Source organism: Saccharopolyspora hattusasensis (genome assembly GCF_050972075.1).
Classification (GTDB): Bacteria; Actinomycetota; Actinomycetes; order Mycobacteriales; family Pseudonocardiaceae; genus Saccharopolyspora; species Saccharopolyspora hattusasensis.
Genome location: NZ_JBPCDC010000001.1, coordinates 3,528,179 through 3,545,685 on the forward strand (window position 1 = coordinate 3,528,179; position 17,507 = coordinate 3,545,685).

The following is a 17,507-nucleotide window of genomic DNA, read 5'->3' on the forward strand; positions in this document are numbered from 1 at the left end:
CGCGGCGAATTCACCGCCGGTTCAACGGACCTTGATGGAACCGACGACCTGTTCGCAAGCGCGGACCACGTCGTCCTTGCCGACCGAGCCGTACTTGCAGCCGACGAGGACCCGGAATTGTCGTCGGTGCAGTACATACCACTCGACCGTCGCATCCGGCATTTGTTGCCGGTAGTACACCACGTCCCGACCGGCGAAACTGGTGGAAGGGTTGAACAACGAGAACGGTTCGCCGGCCGCGACCTTTTGCTGGTAGTCGCTGAGCAGCTGTTGAACCGCCCGGTTCCGGTCGGTGTCGGTGTCGAAGTCGAGCTTCCCCTCGTTGACCGCGATCACCGAGTCCTGCGCGTCGTCCTCCGGCGCGATCAGCGTCTGCCAGTTGTTCGGATCCCCGCCGATCTGCTTCCAGTCGCCGGGGTAGGAGAACTCGTAGTCGTACTGCGCGGCCCGCCGGGTCGGGCCGCCGGGTTCGGCCTGCGGCTGGCCGCTGCTGGTGATGACCAGGGTCAGGACCACGCCGACGGCCACCACGACGGCCACGCCGGCACCGATCAGCCACGGCAGCTTGGGCTTCTTGCGGCTGGGCCGGTGCGCGACCGGCATCGTCTGGTCGCTGCCGCCGATGACGACGGTCCGGGCACCGCTGAGCGAGTCGCCCGCGGTCACGCCGGGGCCGACCGGCGAGCCGCCCGCGGAGCCGACCGGGGGCGGGCCGGGCACCGGGTAGGCGCGCACCGTCGACGCGCCCGCCCAGGCACCAGCAGGTGCCAGCCCACCGCTGCGGTCCGGATCCAGCCGCACCGCGCGGAGCGCGCCGCGCGCCACCACGGTTTCGGGCTGGTCCAAAGTGGTCGGCACCACGCCGGTGCGCTCGTGGATCAGCCGCGCCACCATCGGGATCCGGCTCGAACCGCCGACCAAGAACACCCCGGCCAGCTGCTGCCGCTGCACCTTGCCCTCGCGCAGGGTGGCCAACACCAGGTCGGCGGACTTGCCCAGCGGCCCGGCGATCAGCGCCTCCAGGTCGACGCGGGTGACGTGCGCGTCCGAGAACGGCGGCGGCATCGGCACGTCGGTGTAGGTGTGCCGGGACAGGGTCTCCTTGGCGCCGCGGACGTCCTGCCGCAGCACCCGGCGGCGTCGGCGATCGGCCATGTCGCGGCCCTCGACGAGCTTGCGCCACGCCTCGGGATCGGTGGCGGAGACGAGCCGGCCGATGTGGTCCAGCAGCGCCTGGTCGATGTCCGCGCCGCCGAAGTTCGGTTCGCCGCGGGTGGCCAGCACCTGGAACGAGGAGCCCTGCTTGCGCACCACGCTGGCGTCCACCGTGCCGCCGCCGAGGTCGATTACCGCCAGCGCGCCGCCGTCGGGGAGGCCGTGACCGGCGGAGTGGAACACCGCCGCCGCAACGGGTTCCGGCACCATGACCAATTCCTTGCCCAGCCCGGTGGCGGCCTTGCGCAGCTCGGCGGTGCGCATCGCGCCCCAGTCCGCGGGGTGGGTCAGCACCAGCAGGTCCACGGCGGCGCCGCCGGCGAAGCGGCGGGCCTCGCCGACCGCGCGCTGCAGCACGGCGCGGATCACGTCGACGACCTTCAGCACGCTGCTGCCGAGCAGCAGCTCGCCTTCGTCGATGCGGCGCTTCGGGTGTGGCTCGAAACGAGCGGGGTCGACTGCGGCCTGGCGTTCGGCCTCGTGCCCGACGAACAGCGTGCCGTCCGCCGCCGCGAAGACCGCGGACGGGACCAGCGGCTGCCCGTCTATCACCACCACCTGTGGTTCGGCACCGCCGACAGACACCACCGTGCATGTGCTCGACGTGCCGAAGTCGATCGAGACGTGCAGGGACACCCAGAACTCCTTCACCATCGCCGAAGCGCCTTTTCCGGCGACGTCTGTCGTCCGACCGCCGACTTCTCGGCGCGCCGACTCCCCCCGAGCACCCTAGAGGTTAAGGGTGCGAGCGCACCAACAGTCTGCCCCTGACCGGGTGATCAACGCGACCACCTGTCACGGATTGTTGCCATCCAAACGGGTTGAGGGGCACCCGCGCCCAATTGACCAGGGTGCGAGTGCCCTCACCACGCCCGATCCCCCACGACGCGACCCAGCGGTGAAGCCCTGCTCGGCGAGCCGATCGGCCATCTCCAGCCACCGACCGGCCTCAGCAACGCCGCCCGGCTGTCCGAAGTGGACCAGCTCTGCGACGGCTCCCGCACGCGCCGCCGACACATTCGCGCCACCCGCCGATCCCCGCCAGAGGTGGTGGCGATTTCGCGCGAAATCGCCACCCGCCAGGCGTGGCGTTCGCCGATTTCGCGCGAAATCGGCGAACGCCACCCGGCGAAAGGAAGCAGTAGCGATGTTCTGGATTCAGCTCTGCGCGTTCACCCAAACCACACCACCAGGTGAGACGTGAGGGGCACCCTTGGGTGGTACAGCCGCTTCTTCAGTCTCAGCCGCTCAAGGGTGCCCCTCACCTTGAAAAATCACCCGGATTGGGTCGGCACAAAAAGCCTCCCCCAGGCCTGGGCTCGGGGGAGGCTTTCGCGTCGTCCCGTCGGATCACTCCGGCTGGATGAACGCCGTCTGGATCATCTGCGGCCCGCCGCGCAGGCTGCGGCTGACCAGCGTGCCTCGACCAGGCGGCAGCGGCCGCGACTTGATGTTGGCGACCAGCTGACCGTCGTCCTTGTTCGCGCTCATCGCCAGACCAGGCGCCGACGTCTCGCGCATCTTGCCGATGATCGGCTCGTACAAGGACTTGCTGCCACCACCGGAGTTGCGCGCCAGCACGATGTGCAGACCCACGTCGTTCGATACCGGCACGAACTCCGCCAGCGGCGCCAGCGGGTTGTTGCCCTGCGGCGCGACCAGCTCGTAGTCGTCGACGATGACAAACAGCTCTGGGCCCTTCCACCAGGAGCGGTCCTTCAACTGCTCCTGCGTCACATCCGGGCCGGGCAGCCGCTTCTTCAACGATGCCGCGATGTCCTTGACGTTGCCCTTCAACTGGTCCGCACCGACCGCGTACTCCAGCAGGTGCCCGGTGTTGAGGAACCCGAGCATCGTGCGCCGGTAGTCGACCAGCAGGACCAGCGCTTCCTTCGGCGTGTACCGCTCGGTGATGCCGCGGACGATCGTGCGCAGCAGCGCCGTCTTGCCCGACTCCCGCTCGCCGAACGCGTAGAAGTTCGGCTCGGCGTTGAAGTCCAGGTACACCGGGTGCAGGCCGTCCTCGTTGATGCCGATCGGCACCAGCTTCGGCTTCGGCTGCTGCTCCGGACGCGGCAACTGCTGGTACGGCAGCAGCTCCGGAAGCAGGCGGACCTGCGGCGCCGGACGCCCCTTCCAAGAGCTCTTGACCCGATTGACGAAGTCGGCGACACCGTCGGAGACGTCGTCGTTGTAGAGCTCCCAGCCCAGGCGGGGCGCGCGGACCGGCTTGCCCTCGTCGATCTCCCGCTTGACCTGTTCGTGCTCAGCCTCGACGCGGTCACCGATGGTCTCGCTGTCCACGCGGGGCAGGGCGGTCAGGAAGTGCAGCTTGCTGCCGTGCATACCGCGCCCCGGGCGGCCCTGCGGGACCTTCACCGCGAACTTGCGGTCGATCTCGGACTCGCTCGGGTCACCGAGCCTCAGCTCGATGCGGGTCTGCATCAGGTCCTTCATCGCCGGGCGGATCTCCGCCCAACGCGCGGCGGTGACGAACAAGTGCACGCCGTAGGCCAGGCCGTTGGCCGCGAGGTTCAGCACGTCCTGCTCCAGCGACTCGAACTCCTCGCGGAACGTCCGCCAGCCGTCGATGATCAGGAACGCGTCGCCGAACGGGTCGTCCTCGAACTCACCGCGCCGCTTGCGGTTGCGGTAGTCGTTCATGCCCTCGACGCCGTGCTGCTGGAACCGCGCTTCCCGCTCGGCCAGCATCGTCTTGAGCTCCGCGATCGTCCGCCGAACCGTGTCCTGGTCACGCCGGGTGCCGTAACCGCCCATGTGCGGCAGGCCCCGCAGCGCGGAGATCGAACCACCACCGAGGTCGACGCAGTAGAACTGCACCTCCCGCGGCGTGTGGGTCAGCGCCATCGAAGCGACCATCGCGCGGACCGTGTTCGACTTGCCCGCACCGACACCGCCGACGATCGCGCCGTGACCCCCCTGACCGCTCAGGTCCAGCGTCAGCGGGTCCTGTCGCTGGTGGTACGGCACGTCGATCAGCCCCACCGGGAACTGCAGCCGGCCGCTGCCCGCGAAGCCCGCCGCCGTGTAGCCGCGGTCGTCAGTCTGCTGCAGCGGCGGCAGCAAGGCGTCCAAAGTGGGCGGTGTGTCCAGCGGCGGCAGCCACACCGCGTGCGCCGGCGGGCCCTGCCCGCGAATCTTGTCGATGATGATCTGGAAGTCCGTCGGGTCGAGGTCGCTCTTCTGCTCCTTGACCTCCTCGACGACCGGCTTCTCCGGTTCCGGCGGCTTCTCGATGTAGTCCGGGATGAACTCCCGCGGCATCTTGTCGCCGGTGACCGGCGACGCGCCGCCCTTCAGCGTCGGGCGGCGGCCACTGGTCTGGTGCATGTGGCCGGACACGAACGCGGCGCGGAACCGCTCCATGCCGTTGGGGTGCTTCAGGTACCCGTGACCACCGGTGGCGGGCAGGTCGGCGGCGTCCGGAACACCGATCGCCGCACGGGAGTCCGCCGCGTTGAAGGTCTTCAAACCGATCCGGTAGGACAAGTGCGTGTCCAGACCGCGCAGCTTGCCCTCTTCCAACCGCTGGGAAGCCAGCAGCAGGTGGACCTGCAGCGAACGACCCAGTCGGCCGATCATCACGAAAAGCTCGGCGAAGTCCGGCTGCTGCGACAGCAGCTCGGAGAACTCGTCGATGACCACGAACAGCGCGGGCAGCGGCTCCTGGCAACGTTCGTCGCCAGCCTCGCTCATCTTCCGGTAGTCCCAGACGTTCTTCGCGCCCGCCTTGTTCAGGACCTCCTGGCGGCGGTTCATCTCACCGGCCAGCGCGTCCTGCATGCGGTCGATCAGCGAGCCGTCGCCCTCCAGGTTCGAGATGCTCGCCGAAACGTGCGGCGCCGGCTCGAACCCGTTGAACGTCGCACCACCCTTGAAGTCGACGACCACGAAGTTGAGCATCGACGACGAGTGGGTGGCCATCAGGCCCAGCACGATGGTGCGCAGGAACTCGGATTTACCGGAACCGGTCGAACCGATGCACAGCCCGTGCGGGCCCATGCCGCCGGAGGCGGTTTCCTTGATGTCCAGGTGGACGATCTCGCCCTGCTCGCCGGGGCCGATCGCGACGCGGTACAGGTCGTCGCGGGACCGCGGCCGCCAGGCTTCGTTGAGGTCGAAGGTGACCACGTCACCGGCCAACCCCAGCTGCTCGATGTAGTTCAGCGGCGTGGTCAACGGCTCGTAGCCGCCGCTGTCGGCGTCGGACGCCGAAACGCCGCCGGCCACCCGGTACGGCGCCAGCTGGCGAGCCAGCGAGGTGGCCTCCTCCGTGCTCAGCGTGTCCGGCTTGCCGAACCACTCCACACCGGACCCGCCGCGGGCACCGATGCGGTCCTCCTCCACGACCATCCGCATGCCGCGGCGCGCGGTGAGCTGCCCGAGCAGGTCGGACAGGTCGATCAAGGTGACCCCGGCCAGCCCGCCTTCGACGTAGAGCGCCTCTTCGCGGGTGATCTCGGCGTCATCGAGGATGATCACGATGTGCGGCTGGCCGTCCGGCGGCGCCGTGTTGCGCTGGAACCGCGGCCGCTCCGCCAGCTGCTCGGCGAGCATCTGCTCCAGGGCCCCGAGCGAACCGGCCATCAGCCGCATCTGGCCGATGCCGTCGGTCTCGGTCGGGTGCTGGGCGTGCGGAAGCCACTTCACCCAGTCCCACTCCGTGCGCGCGCGGCCGCTGCTGGCGACCGCGATCATCACGTCGTCGGGGGTGTGGAAGGTGGCCAGCTGGCACACGATCGCGCGGGTCAAGCCGCGCACTACGTCCCGGTCGCCCTGCAGGCCGACCGCGGCGAAACCGCGCAGCGAGGTGGCGATCGGCAGGTCCGGCACCAGCGAATGCGCGCGCACGAAGCGGCGCAGCGCCAGCGTGGTGATCGGCTCCAGCTCGTCGACCGGGCCGGTTTGCGGTGGCACCAGGCGGGTTTCCAGCCGCTGCGAACCGCGACCTACCCGAACCTGGCAGAAATCGTTGTCGTTGGGACGTCGCTCCCACATGCGCCGGCTGCCGGCGGCCAGGGACCACAGGGTCTGCGGGTCGGGGTGCACCCACTCCCGGGCTAGCCGCTGCTCGTCGGCGGCCTCCCGCGCGCGGTCGCGCATTTGCCCGAGGTACCGCAGATAGTCCTTGCGGTCCTCGTTCATCTCAGCCTTCTTCTGGCTGCCTTCCTTGCCGCCGCCGGCCATCATCCCGAAAGTTGAGATGAGCATCATCATCGGCATCATCATCATCATCGGGTTGTCCTTGGCCCGCTGAAGCATGAAGACCATCATTCCCAGCGATGCGACGATCATGATGCCCGGCAGGACCTTCTGGACGATGCTGCCCGGTATGGTCCGCGGAATCTCCGGCGGTGGTTCGAGGTGCACCTCCCCGCCCGGTGGCCTGGGAGCGGCCAGGCGTGGCGTTCGCTTGAACTGCAGCGTGCTCACCGGACGCAACAACCTTTCCGTGTCAAACGTGCTCTCGAATGTCGCAGCCAGCATTCTGTACCGGTGCGGCACCGCCTGCGGCGGGGTGGGACTCGGGCGTGACCAACTAGATATGAAGTAGTTGGCACGAGTTGCACCAAACCTGCCCCCGCCGACGGTCGGTGTGGCCATACTAGGGGCGCTCTTCGACCGGGCGGGCCGGTTTCACGAGAAAAACCGGCCTTGGTTGGATCGAGCCCAACGACACAAATGAATGCAAGGCAATCAACCTCAGGGAGTAGGGGGCCCAAGTGGCGACCGGGACCACGGTGTTCAGCCGCGTGACGGTGGTGGCGCCTACAACTCGTATCGACCTGGCGCTTCCCGCAGACGTGGCGGTGGCAGACCTTTTGCCGATGGTGCTGGACATGGCCCGCGGGATCACCTCGGACGGCGGTTCGCGGCACGGCGGCTGGTGCCTGGCCAAGCTCGGGGAGAGCCAGCCCCTCGACCCGAGCCAGACGCTGTCCTCGCAGGGAATCGTCGACGGCGACATGTTGCAGCTGCGGCGCCGGTCGGACGACCCGCCGCCGCCGCTGTACGACGACGTCGTCGACGCGCTCGCGGAAGCGGAACCGGGCAGCTACCGGCCGTGGACGAAGGAAACCGCGGCCAAGATCGGGCACGCAGCCGGCGCGCTGGCGCTCATCGGCGCGGCCGTCGCATTGGGGTTGGCGGGCCCGGCCGGGCTGCTGCACCCCGAACTGGAGGGCACGGCGCCGATCGTCTACCAGATCGTGGCCGCCGTAACGGCGGTCGTGGTGGCGATCTTCGCGACCGGCGTCGGCTCGATCGTGACCCGCGCCTACGCGGCGCCCACCACCGGCACGGTTATCGCCGCCGCGGGCGGGCTGCCGATGGCGTTCGTCGCGGGCTTCAACATCGTGCCGGGCAACGCCCTCGAACCGAGGCTGTTGCTGGCCTGCGCGTTGACGCTGATCTTCGCCTCGGTATCGATCATGGTGATCGGCGCGGGCATCGTGACGTTCATCGCGGCCGCCACGGCGGCGGCGTTCGGCACCATCGCCTTCCTCGTCGCGACGCTGGTGCCCACCGCCAGCATCGCGGGCATCGCCGCGGGCGCCGCGGCCGTCGGCCTGGCCGGCATCTCGCTGCTGCCGCGCATCACCATCCAGCTCGCGAAGCTGCCGCTGCCGCACGTGCCGGGCAGCGCCGAGGACCTCAAGGAAGACACCGGCTTCCCGGACTACCGCATGATCGAGCGGCAGACCGGCCTGGCGCACCAGTACATGACGGGCCTGATCATCGGCTGCGGCGTGGTCGCGGCGCTCGGCTCGATCCTCGCGGCAGCGGCCAGCATCTGGGGCGCGGTGTTCGCGATCGTCGTCTCGGCGGTCCTGCTGCTGCGCGGCCGCAACTACGCCAACGGCAGCCAGGCGATCGCGCTGCTGCTGAGCGGTCTGCTGTCGTCCCTGGGCGTCACCATCGGCCTGCTGGTGCAGGTCGCGCAGTGGTCGCTGGCGGTGGCCTGGGTGTTCCCGCCGCTGCTGCTGCTCGGCATCCTGGCGATCATCTTCGGCGTGGTGTTCCCGAACCGGCGGTTCTCGCCGGTGCAGCGCCGCACGGTGGACATCCTGGAAGCGGTCCTGATCGCGCTGGTGCTGCCGCTGGCGCTGGCCGCCATGAACCTCTACATGTACATCCGCGACCTCAACCTGAACTTTTTCTGAGGGGCGGCGTGATGCGCTCTAGGATCTCCCGCTTCCGGGGCGGGCTGCGCGGATTCGCGCTGCTCGCCGCAGTGGGCACGTTCGCGCTGGGCGGCCCCACGGCACCCGCGGTCGCGCAGACCGTCGGTCCGCCACAGCTGAACGAGGCGTGGCAGACCGGGTCCAAAATGGATGCCTCGCCCGGCTACGAGCAAAAGCAGGGCTGCATGCGCGGCAACACCGGCAACTCCATGATCGAGGAGAAGCCGTGGAGCCAGCTGGTGCTCGGCTACGAACGAGCCCACGAGCAGGGCTTGAAGGGTGAAGGCCAGAAGGTGGCCGTCATCGACACCGGGGTGAACCCACATCCGCGACTGCACCACCTGCAGGGCGGTGACAACACCGTCCCTGGCGGCGGCGCCACCGTCGACTGCGACGGGCACGGCACGATAGTGGCGGGCATCATCGGGGCGGCCCCGGACGAGACCGGCCAGACAGGGTATGTCGGGATCGCACCAGAAGCCACGATCCTGTCGATCCGGCAGTCCTCCCAGGTGTGGATACGTCAGTCGGACAACTCCACGATCGGCAACACCAAGACGATGGCGCAGGCCATCAACGGCGCGGTCGATCAGGGCGCCGCGGTCATCAACATCTCGCAGTCGTCGTGCCAGCCGATCGCGCAGGGCAGCAACCCCCTCGACGTTGGTAACCAGGAACTGCACAACGCGGTCAAGCAGGCCTACGAAGCGGGGGTCGTTGTGGTCGCCGCGGCCGGAAACGTCGGCGACGCCTGCCAGAAGAACCCGGCCGGCAGCCCGACGACCGCGGTGCTGCCCGCCTGGTTCGACGACTACGTGCTCACCGTCGCCTCGGTGAACCAGGCGGGTGCGCCGTCGGAGTTCACCGTGCCGGGTCCGTGGGTGGACGTGGCCGCGCCGGGCGAGAACCTGATCACCCTCGACCCGGGCGCCCAAGGCAAGGGCCTGGCCAGCCAAATCGCCGGGGGCAAGGACGGCCAGATGGGCCCGATCCAGGGCACCAGCTTCGCCGCGCCGTACGTGTCCGGCCTGGCGGCACTGATCAAGGAGAAGTTCGCGCGCGAAGGCAAGCCGATGAACACGGCCGAGTCCGCAAAGCAGGTGATGGACCGGATCAAGCAGACGGCTTTGCACCCGGGCGGCATCAACGGACGCAACGACATCGTCGGCTACGGCATGGTCGACCCAATGGCGGCGCTGAGCGACGTCCTCCCATCCGAGTACGACAAGGCGGCGCCGCCGCCGAAGCCGACGAAGCTGGACGTGGATGTCATCCCGCAGAAGGACTTCCCGGCCCTGATCATCGCCCTGGGCGGTGCAGGAGCGGGAATCGCGGCGATCATCTTCACGGCGTTCCTGGTTAACGCGGTACGCAACGTCCGAGCCCGAGCGCGCGAAAACAGCGGCGGCTGAAGACGTTCGACGAGACGGCCCGGTGTCCCATGCGGACACCGGGCCGTCTCGTTAAACCACCAGGCTCCTCGCTCGATCTACCTGCCGAACGAACTTCTTCAGCACCTATCTATGTCATCGCTTTGCGAGACTGCCTGGAGATCTCGCTGGCTGCCCTATCGGGAGGGCGTGCTGCCTCGCCAATCGGTGTGAAGCGAACGGCCTGTTCGCCTCGGTAGACGACGGCACGAACGGTCCGTTCGCCTCAACCAACACATCCCAAGCAGCCTCTATCGCACCCGATAGCACTCACGGTCCCCAGCAGCCGAAGCGGGCTCAACGGTGCCGGCCCAGGATGGAACGCGTTTCATGTGCGGATCTTGTTGGCGGGAGGCCTAGTTCCGGCGCTTCGGCGGTGGCGCGTCGCCGACCGATGCCGTACCCGTCTTCGGCTTCGGCGGTGGCGCGTCGCCCACCGATGCCGTACCCGTCTTCGGCTTCGGCGGTGGCGCATCACCCACCGATGCCGTGGCTGGCTTCGGCTTCGGCGGTGGCGCATCACCCACCGATGCCGTGGCTGGCTTCGGCTTCGGCGGTGGCGCATCACCCACCGATGCCGTGGCTGGCTTCGGCTTCGGCGGTGGCGCATCACCCACCGATGCCGTGGCTGGCTTCGGCTTTGGGGTGTCTTCCGCCGTCTGCTTGGGGTGGAGGGCGTCCGCGATCGAGGGGCGGGGGGTGGGCGGCTCGATGATCGACGGGACACCGAGCCTCCGCGTCGACTGCCGGGTCGTCGCGGCCGGCCGTTCCTGGTTCTGGTCGCGGTCTCGCGACGACTCGCCGAGGACCGCCGGGGCCGCATCCGGCGGCGTGCCGAACAGCTCCTCCGGCTTGCTCTTCAGCCGGGACTGGTTCTTCCGGTCCTGGCCGGCACCCTGCGCGCCACCCATCATTCCGCCCATCATGCCCATCGGCATCATGCCGCCCATCATGCCGCCGGCGGCAACACCGCCCGCCGCACCGGCGACCGTGCCACCAGCGGCAGCGGCAGCGGCAGCGGGTGGCACCGCCGAAGGCTCCCCGGCTCGCGTGGTGTCGCCTGGGGAGAGGGGGTGTTCCGCACCTCCTCCGGGTCCCCCGGAGACCCCGGCCGCAGCGGTACCTCCTCCGGGCGCCCCGGAAACCCCCGCCGCAGCGGCACCTCCACCGACAGCACCGACACCTCCGGCACCGCCGCCAGCCGATTCAGCCCCCGCCGGCTCAGCGAGCGCCGGGTGTGCCAGGGTCGGGGCGTTGAAGTCCCATGCCTGGGCGGGCATCCGGTGGTCGAACTGCACCGATCCCGCCGACCGGCCCGCCTCCACGTCGTCGCAGAACCGCGCGAACGCGCGATAAGTGTCCGAAATGGACTCCGCCAGCTCGCTGGCGGGCTGCGCCAATTCCACCAGGTGCTGGCGCGCCCGCTTCGCCCCTCCTTCGGGTGCCAGCAGCGCCGCGGACACCGAATCCGCCGCTTCCGCGACCAGTCCGCCCAAGTCGTCCAACTGCGCCTGCAGGGCTTCCACCGTGTGGTCCAGCACATCCGCCAGCGCGCGCATCGTGTCGACCAGGTCGTTGCCTGCCAGGCCGACGTCCTGGACATGCGCGAGGAAGGCATCGGCGTCCTGGCCCTGCCAAGCAGAATCGATTCCACCGAGCCTGCCTTGCACGTGCGCTGCGGCGTTCTCCAGGTTTTCCGCGCCCTCGTGCCAGACCCGGGCCGCCTCGCGCAGTTCCTCGTGGCGGCCGACCAGGTCGGCGAGATCCGCGGGGATCGAGTTCGCGACCTCCAGTTCGTCGGCGATGCGGGACAGGTAGTCGAGGTGCTCGGCCACTTCGGAGCTGTTGCGCGCCATGCTCATGCCTCCTGCTTTCGCATCTCGACGGCGCTGTCGTCGTCGCCCCCGGCGTGGAAGTCCACGACCTCGCGCAGCTCGTCCCCGGCTCGGGTCAAGGTCTCCCCGGCGCGGCGGTTCTGGTCCAGTAGCAGGGCGTACAGGCGCTGGTAGGCCTCGGCTGCACCGGCCTCGCGGCCGAGCACGCCGAAGGTTTCCGGCGCGAGTTCCGCGGCCGTCAGCGCCGGCTGCGCCGCCGTGATCTCCTCGCCGGCGGCGCGCACCTCGCGCGCGCAGCTCGCCAGCCATTCGATGTCGATCCGGATCCCCGACATCCGGTACCTCCCACGTTCGGTCGCTCTTATTAGAGCCTGTTGGTGATGGTCTGGGTGGGTGGTCGCTTAGCGGAACCTGAGAGCTTCCCTGGACTGCGGGTGCCCCTCCTGATGTATGTCCAATACGCGGCGGAGGGGCCGTCCTCGCCAGAAAACCTCTCAGAACCCGCCGATGGTCGTCTTGACAAGGTGAATCCAAGCGGCTACGCCGCTTCCAAAGGCGCGGACGGCATTCGCCGACAGGCTCTCACGACGATCCGCCCGCAGCTCACCGTGGGCTGCGGGCGGATCGCTTGTTCCTCGGACGTTGGAGCCGACCAGTTCGGTTCCCGGTTCGGCGCGTGGGTTCGGCTGCTCCCGCGACCCGAACCGTCAGCTACCTGATTGGGCGGCTCCGGCTTGCTGCTGCTGTTGCGGGTTCTGCGGCGGGCGGTTCACTCCGCCCGGCCCGACCGGGACCGAGTCGTAGGTCAGGCTCGCGTTCGCCGGGTCGAGGAAGTCGCCGTTCGGCAGCGTCCGCATCAGCCAGGACGGCCCCGCCTTGATGTCGCCGGCACCGCCGATCACGCCGAGTCCCTGCGCGGTCGCGACGTCCTTGATGCCGTACTGCACGCCCTGGTCCGAAACCAGGAAAATCGGGCCGCTGTCCGCACCGGCCTCATTCGAGGCCCCGCGCACCACGGCCGCCTTGCCCGGCGGCATGTAGAAGTAGTCGACGTTCAGGTCGGCACCGTCGTACTGGGCCAGCTTGACCGGCGCCTTCGCCGCCGGCGAGCCCTTGTGCAGGGTCACCGTGATGTTCTGATCACCGTTGACGTTCTTCCAGCTCAGGCAGGAAGTGTCGGACTGCTGGAAGGTGACCGGCGTGGGCACCGCCGTCGGGAAGCTGGAGAGGTTGATCTGCTCGCTGGGGTCGGCCTGCGGAGCGTCGGTGACCGCACCCGTCGCGTTCGGGATGTCCTGGCTGTTGGTCTTCGACGCGTGCAGCACCGCCGCCGCGCCCTCGTTGATCTCCTGCTTCCCGTTCTGCAGCAACAGGAAGAACTGGTCCGGCTGCCCCGGCAGGGTGCGCTTGACCACATCGCCGACCTTGTAGCGGGTCATGTAGCTCTGCAGCTGCTGACCATCACCCGGGATGGTGGGCACCTGCAGCGCCGGGACCTCCGGGATCGCGTTCAGCATGTTCGTGCTGATCGTCCGCGGCGTGGCGCCCCGAAGCCGGAAGACGTCCATGACAGTGGTTTCCGTCATGCTGATCTTCGACTTCACCGCGTGCGTGTGCTGCCGACCCGGCAGGTCCTTCACACGGTAGATGAGGTATTCCTCCTTGGAGGTCTGGTCTTTGACGTAGAGCGACTGGTTCGGCGCGATCTCGGTGCCGTGGTTGCCGTCACCGCCGATGACCGTCGTCTCCACCTTCGTCGCAGCCTCCACCTTGGCATCGCTGAGGGTGTCCCGGACCTGGCCGACATCGCAGATCGCCCAGGACGGCTCCGCGGGATTCTTGGCGTCAGGCAGGAAGGTCGGCGCGTTGACCATGCCGGTGAGCGCACCGCGCGGGAAGTCCGCCAGAGCGGCCTGCTTCACCCTGGTCGGCTCCACCGGGCCGCCACCCTGGCCGCCCCCCTGCGCCATGACCAGCAACTTCGCCGAGGCCATGTTCAGCATCGGAATGAGCCGCTTCTGGGCCTGCTGGTCTGAAGTTACGACGAAAACGTTGCCGGTTTCCTGGGCTATGACGATCGAACCCGGCTCCGGGACGTTGCCCTTACCACCGAAAAGGCCCCAAACAAGGAACCCGATCATGCCGACAGCGGCGAGTACCGCACCCGCGACCGTGGCCCGCTTGTGCGAACCCATCGGATCGTGGAGCATCACCGCGTCTTTCCGCACCAGCGCCGACTCCATGCGGCGCAGCACGAACCGATACGCCTGAACCTGTGACTTCGTTGTGGGTGTTGATGCCATTCTTCGCCTACAGCTCTCCCGTCCGAGGTACGGTTTCGCAGGATAGTCGCAGAGATATACCGAATGGGTGCGGTTCGACCGAGTCCATCAGTATTCTCATCACGCGGCTGACTCCGACAACGCGTCCCAGCGCGCCGTGTGCCGCACTTACCTGCGAGGGGGAGAGACCGAACGGATGTCCGTGACCACACAACATCCGGCCCAGCCGAAAGCTCCCGGGCCCGCCAACCCGCCCCGCGCCCGAATTCGCGCGCGCCGGCGGCGGATCAACGGCGTGACGCTCGGCGGCATCCCTGCGGCCAACATCGTGCTCATCGAGGTCGGCCTCGCCATCGGCCTGATCCTCACCCAGATCAACAACATGCCGCTGCCGGTCGGTGCCGGTGTGGCGGCGCTGGCGATCATCATCGCGCTGCTGCGGCGGCGCGGCCGGTGGTTCACCCAGTGGTTCGGGCTGGTGCTCGAATACCGCGGCCGCAACCACACTCGGGCTTCGCACCCGGCCAACGTCGATGCGATGGAGCCGGCTGAGGATAAGGACGGCGACGGCATCATCGGCCCGGACGAGAACCACCGCGTCGCGCTGCTGCGGCTGGTCGTCGAGGACCTGGTGATCGCCCGCACCCAGGACCACGACCGCAACCCGGTCGGAATGTCGTGGCACAAGGGCAAGTGGACCGCGGTGCTGATGGTCGAGCCGGCCCCGTCACTGCTGAACCCGGTCGACAGCGCGCCGAACCTGCCGCTGGGCGTGCTGGTTCCGTGCCTGGAAGACCGCGGAGTGGTGCTCGACGCGGTGCAGGTCATCTGGCACTGCTACCCGGGAAGCGCGGCGCTGCCGTCGAATTCGCCCGCGCTGAACTCCTACCTCGAAGTCCTGGGCCGACTGCCCGCGGCTGCCCGGCGCACAACCTGGATCGCGGTCCGCCTCGACCCGCAGCGCTGCGCCAAGGCCATCGGCGAGCGCGGCGGCGGCATCATCGGCGCGCAGCGGGCGCTCATCGGGGCCTTGTCCCGAGTCCGCAATGCGCTGGAGCGGCAGGGCGTGCCGACCCGTCCGCTGGACCCCGACGAGCTGCTGCAGGCCGGGATCTCATCGGCGGAATTGCACGGCGTGCTCGGTTCACAACGGCCGGTGGGCCTCAAGGAGCGGTGGGACGGCGTGACCGCCGGTGGCGTCGGGCACTCCAGCTACGCCATCACCGGTTGGCCGAACCAGATGAACGACAGTCTCAACGCGCTCACCGGGATCCGCGCGCTGTCCACCAGCATCGCGCTGTCCATCTCGCCGGTCGGCGAGGAAGGCGAGGTCGGGCTGCGCGGCCTGGTCCGGGTCAGCGCCCGCACGCCCACCGAGCTGGACGCCGCCGACGAGCGGCTGAAGGCGATCAGCAACCGTCTCGGATTGACCCTGACCCCGCTGCGCGGCTCGCAACTGGCCGGCTACGCGGCGACGCTGCCGCTCGGAGGTGCGGCATGAGCCGAAGCAGAACGATCGATGTGCCGGGCAGCCGCGGCGCGGCACCGGAATTCCTGGTCACCGCGGAAACCCTGGACGCCATCAGCCCGTCCGGCGACCGCGGCGGCGTGATCATCGGCTCAGACCCGCAGGGCGAGGCACAGGCCGCGTCGATGCTGCGGCCGCACCCGACCCGGATGGTCACCGTCGGCGGCCTGTACCTCGCCCGGCAGCTCGCGCTGCGCGCGATGGCCACCGGTGCCTGGGTGATCGTCGCCACCGGTCGACCGGCGGCGTGGAAGATGCTGGAGCGCGCGGCCGGGCAGACCCCGGACGGGAAGCCGGTGCCGCTGGCGCAGATCCGGCGGTTGGCGCCGTTCGACCTCCCGAGGTCCACTGAGGACACCCCGCTGCTGGTGATCCACGATGGCGGCGCGGTGCCGCAGGAACTGTTCCCGCCGCGCGCACCGTGGCAGACCACCATGTACGTGCTGCCCTACCTGCACCCGCAGGTCAGCAGCGGCACGGCGGCGAACACGGCGGACCTGGTGCTGCTGCAGCGCCTCCCGCTGAACCAGGCACAGCTCGCCCAGCGCATCTGGAGCCTCCGCGGCCACCAGGTCCAGCAGCTGACCCAGCTCAAGGACGACCAGGTGATCGCCCTCGGCAACATGACCTGGACGATGATCCGCCTGGTGACGAACCAGAAGGAGAAGGAGATCCTCGGCCCGATCCGCCGCGGCGACTGACTCCTCCGGCAACACCGCGAAAGCCCTGGCCGCGACGGTCGGGGCTTTTCGTTTTCGGGCCTGTGAGCAGCGAGTGATATTAACTGCTCATAACCGGAAATGATGCCAGATCCGCGGTGTTGAGCTGACCACGCCGAAGCCCTTGCGCAGGTCTGCGAAGTTGCGGGGCGAACTGGATGGAGATCTTCCACCAGACGACTTCGCCCAGCCTCCGGCCGCCTCGACGGCGGAGCACTCGAGGTCGCCTTCCGCACGGCTTCCACCCAGAGTCGACACGGCCGCACTCGACGGGACGGCCGCCACCACGGCCAGTAACCCGCCAACCGTCACCGGCTGTTGTGCAATTTCGCGAGAAATTGACGTTCACCCTGGTGACGGTCAATTTCTCGCGAAATTGTCCCACTCCGCGTCAGGGGAGGGTGCGCATCGCCCGGGTTTGCGCGGCCCGGGCTTCGAGGTCTTCGTCTGACGGGTAGTCGATGGCCGTCAGGGTCAGGCCGTGGGCCGGGGCGACCGCCGTCGTCCGGCTGGTGGATTCGAGGAGTTCTGCTGGCCAGGGCCGGGCTTTCCGTCCGTCGCCGACCATCAGGAGCGTGCCCACCAGGCTCCGGACCATCGAGTGGCAGAACGCGTCCGCGCTGACGTGTGCGACGATCAGGTGCTCCGCCACCCGCCCCCACTCGAACCGCTGGAGTTCGCGCACCGTCGTGGCGCCCTCCCGCGGCTTGCAGTACGCCGCGAAGTCGTTGAGCCCCAACAACTCCTGCGCCGCGGCGTTGAGCGCCGCCACGTCCAGCGGCCGGTTCCAGGCGAGTGTGTCCCGGCGCCGCAGCGGATCCACGCCCCACGGTGCGTCCGACACCTGGTACCGGTAGTGCCGGCGCAGCGCCGAGAACCGCGCGTCGAACGCCGAAGGCACCACCCGTGCCCCCAGCACCCGCACGTCCGGCGGGAGGATCCGGTTCCACCGGTGCACCATCCGCTCCAGGTCCGGGATCCCCTGGGCGTTAACGGAAATCCGCTCACCGCCGACCGGGTCGTGGGGCACCACGTCGAAGTGCACGACCTGCCCCGAGGCGTGCACCCCGGAATCCGTCCGCCCTGCGACCACCACCGGTCGCGGCACCGACCGCCCCGGCGGCTGCTTCGCCAGCGCGTCCTCCACCAGGCCCTGCACGGTGCGCTGACCCGGCTGCTTCGCCCAGCCGCAGAAATCCGTGCCGTCGTAGGAAACGTCGAGGCGCACGCGAACGAGCCCGCCGTCCCCAGCGGGAGCGGCGGGCTCGTTCAAGGCAGCACTACGTGCCGGAA

Annotated in this window: 10 protein-coding genes; 4 read left to right on the forward strand and 6 right to left on the reverse strand. The window is 69.0% G+C overall.

Features of this window, described 5'->3' with window-relative positions; all coding sequences use genetic code 11:
* Window positions 1-21: 21 nt before the first annotated feature.
* Window positions 22-1,869, reverse strand: coding sequence for a type VII secretion-associated protein (locus tag ACRXBZ_RS16280; RefSeq protein ID WP_433879839.1), 1,848 nt, complete (start codon window positions 1,867-1,869; stop codon window positions 22-24).
* A gap of 696 nt (window positions 1,870-2,565) precedes the next feature.
* The gene (gene eccCa / locus ACRXBZ_RS16285; protein WP_433879840.1) at window positions 2,566-6,669 is read right to left on the reverse strand and encodes a type VII secretion protein EccCa; all 4,104 of its coding nucleotides are present in this window, start codon (window positions 6,667-6,669) and stop codon (window positions 2,566-2,568) included.
* A gap of 290 nt (window positions 6,670-6,959) precedes the next feature.
* Between eccCa and eccD the strand changes: the two genes are divergently transcribed.
* Complete coding sequence (gene eccD / locus ACRXBZ_RS16290; protein WP_168585481.1) at window positions 6,960-8,399, forward strand: type VII secretion integral membrane protein EccD; 1,440 nt, start codon at window positions 6,960-6,962, stop codon at window positions 8,397-8,399.
* 11 nt (window positions 8,400-8,410) lie between these two features.
* Window positions 8,411-9,832 (forward strand): type VII secretion-associated serine protease mycosin, encoded by a 1,422-nt coding sequence (mycP, locus tag ACRXBZ_RS16295; RefSeq protein ID WP_433879841.1) that lies wholly within the window; start codon window positions 8,411-8,413, stop codon window positions 9,830-9,832.
* A 374-nt stretch (window positions 9,833-10,206) separates the two neighbouring features.
* On the opposite strand, the gene ACRXBZ_RS16300 is transcribed toward mycP, so the two are convergent.
* The 3 genes from ACRXBZ_RS16300 to eccB form a co-directional block, all read right to left on the reverse strand.
* Window positions 10,207-11,706, reverse strand: coding sequence for a WXG100 family type VII secretion target (locus ACRXBZ_RS16300; protein ID WP_433879842.1), 1,500 nt, complete (start codon window positions 11,704-11,706; stop codon window positions 10,207-10,209).
* Between the two features lie 2 nt (window positions 11,707-11,708).
* On the reverse strand, window positions 11,709-12,020 hold the full coding sequence (locus tag ACRXBZ_RS16305; protein ID WP_433879843.1) for a hypothetical protein: 312 nt from the start codon (window positions 12,018-12,020) through the stop codon (window positions 11,709-11,711).
* 372 nt (window positions 12,021-12,392) lie between these two features.
* Window positions 12,393-13,988, reverse strand: a complete 1,596-nt coding sequence (gene eccB, locus ACRXBZ_RS16310; RefSeq protein WP_168585485.1) for a type VII secretion protein EccB — start codon at window positions 13,986-13,988, stop codon at window positions 12,393-12,395.
* 175 nt (window positions 13,989-14,163) lie between these two features.
* On the opposite strand from eccB, the gene eccE reads away from it, so the two are divergent.
* On the forward strand, window positions 14,164-15,468 hold the full coding sequence (eccE, locus tag ACRXBZ_RS16315) for a type VII secretion protein EccE (protein WP_246868891.1): 1,305 nt from the start codon (window positions 14,164-14,166) through the stop codon (window positions 15,466-15,468).
* Window positions 15,465-16,196 (forward strand): hypothetical protein, encoded by a 732-nt coding sequence (locus tag ACRXBZ_RS16320; RefSeq protein ID WP_010315349.1) that lies wholly within the window; start codon window positions 15,465-15,467, stop codon window positions 16,194-16,196. The genes eccE and ACRXBZ_RS16320 overlap by 4 nt, the downstream gene beginning before the upstream one ends.
* Before the next feature lie 409 nt (window positions 16,197-16,605).
* Here ACRXBZ_RS16320 and truA read toward each other — a convergent pair whose 3' ends face one another.
* Complete coding sequence (gene truA / locus ACRXBZ_RS16325) at window positions 16,606-17,487, reverse strand: tRNA pseudouridine(38-40) synthase TruA (RefSeq protein ID WP_168585487.1); 882 nt, start codon at window positions 17,485-17,487, stop codon at window positions 16,606-16,608.
* Window positions 17,488-17,507 lie beyond the last annotated feature (20 nt).

Bases quoted from the DNA above. Each gene is read 5' to 3' on its own strand.
- mycP (WP_433879841.1), top strand. From the start codon at position 8,411: ATGCGCTCTAGGATCTCCCGCTTCCGGGGCGGGCTGCGCGGATTCGCG.
- eccB (WP_168585485.1), bottom strand. From the start codon at position 13,988: ATGGCATCAACACCCACAACGAAGTCACAGGTTCAGGCGTATCGGTTC.
- eccE (WP_246868891.1), top strand. From the start codon at position 14,164: ATGTCCGTGACCACACAACATCCGGCCCAGCCGAAAGCTCCCGGGCCC.
- ACRXBZ_RS16300 (WP_433879842.1), bottom strand. From the start codon at position 11,706: ATGGCGCGCAACAGCTCCGAAGTGGCCGAGCACCTCGACTACCTGTCC.
- ACRXBZ_RS16305 (WP_433879843.1), bottom strand. From the start codon at position 12,020: ATGTCGGGGATCCGGATCGACATCGAATGGCTGGCGAGCTGCGCGCGC.
- ACRXBZ_RS16320 (WP_010315349.1), top strand. From the start codon at position 15,465: ATGAGCCGAAGCAGAACGATCGATGTGCCGGGCAGCCGCGGCGCGGCA.
- ACRXBZ_RS16280 (WP_433879839.1), bottom strand. From the start codon at position 1,869: ATGGTGAAGGAGTTCTGGGTGTCCCTGCACGTCTCGATCGACTTCGGC.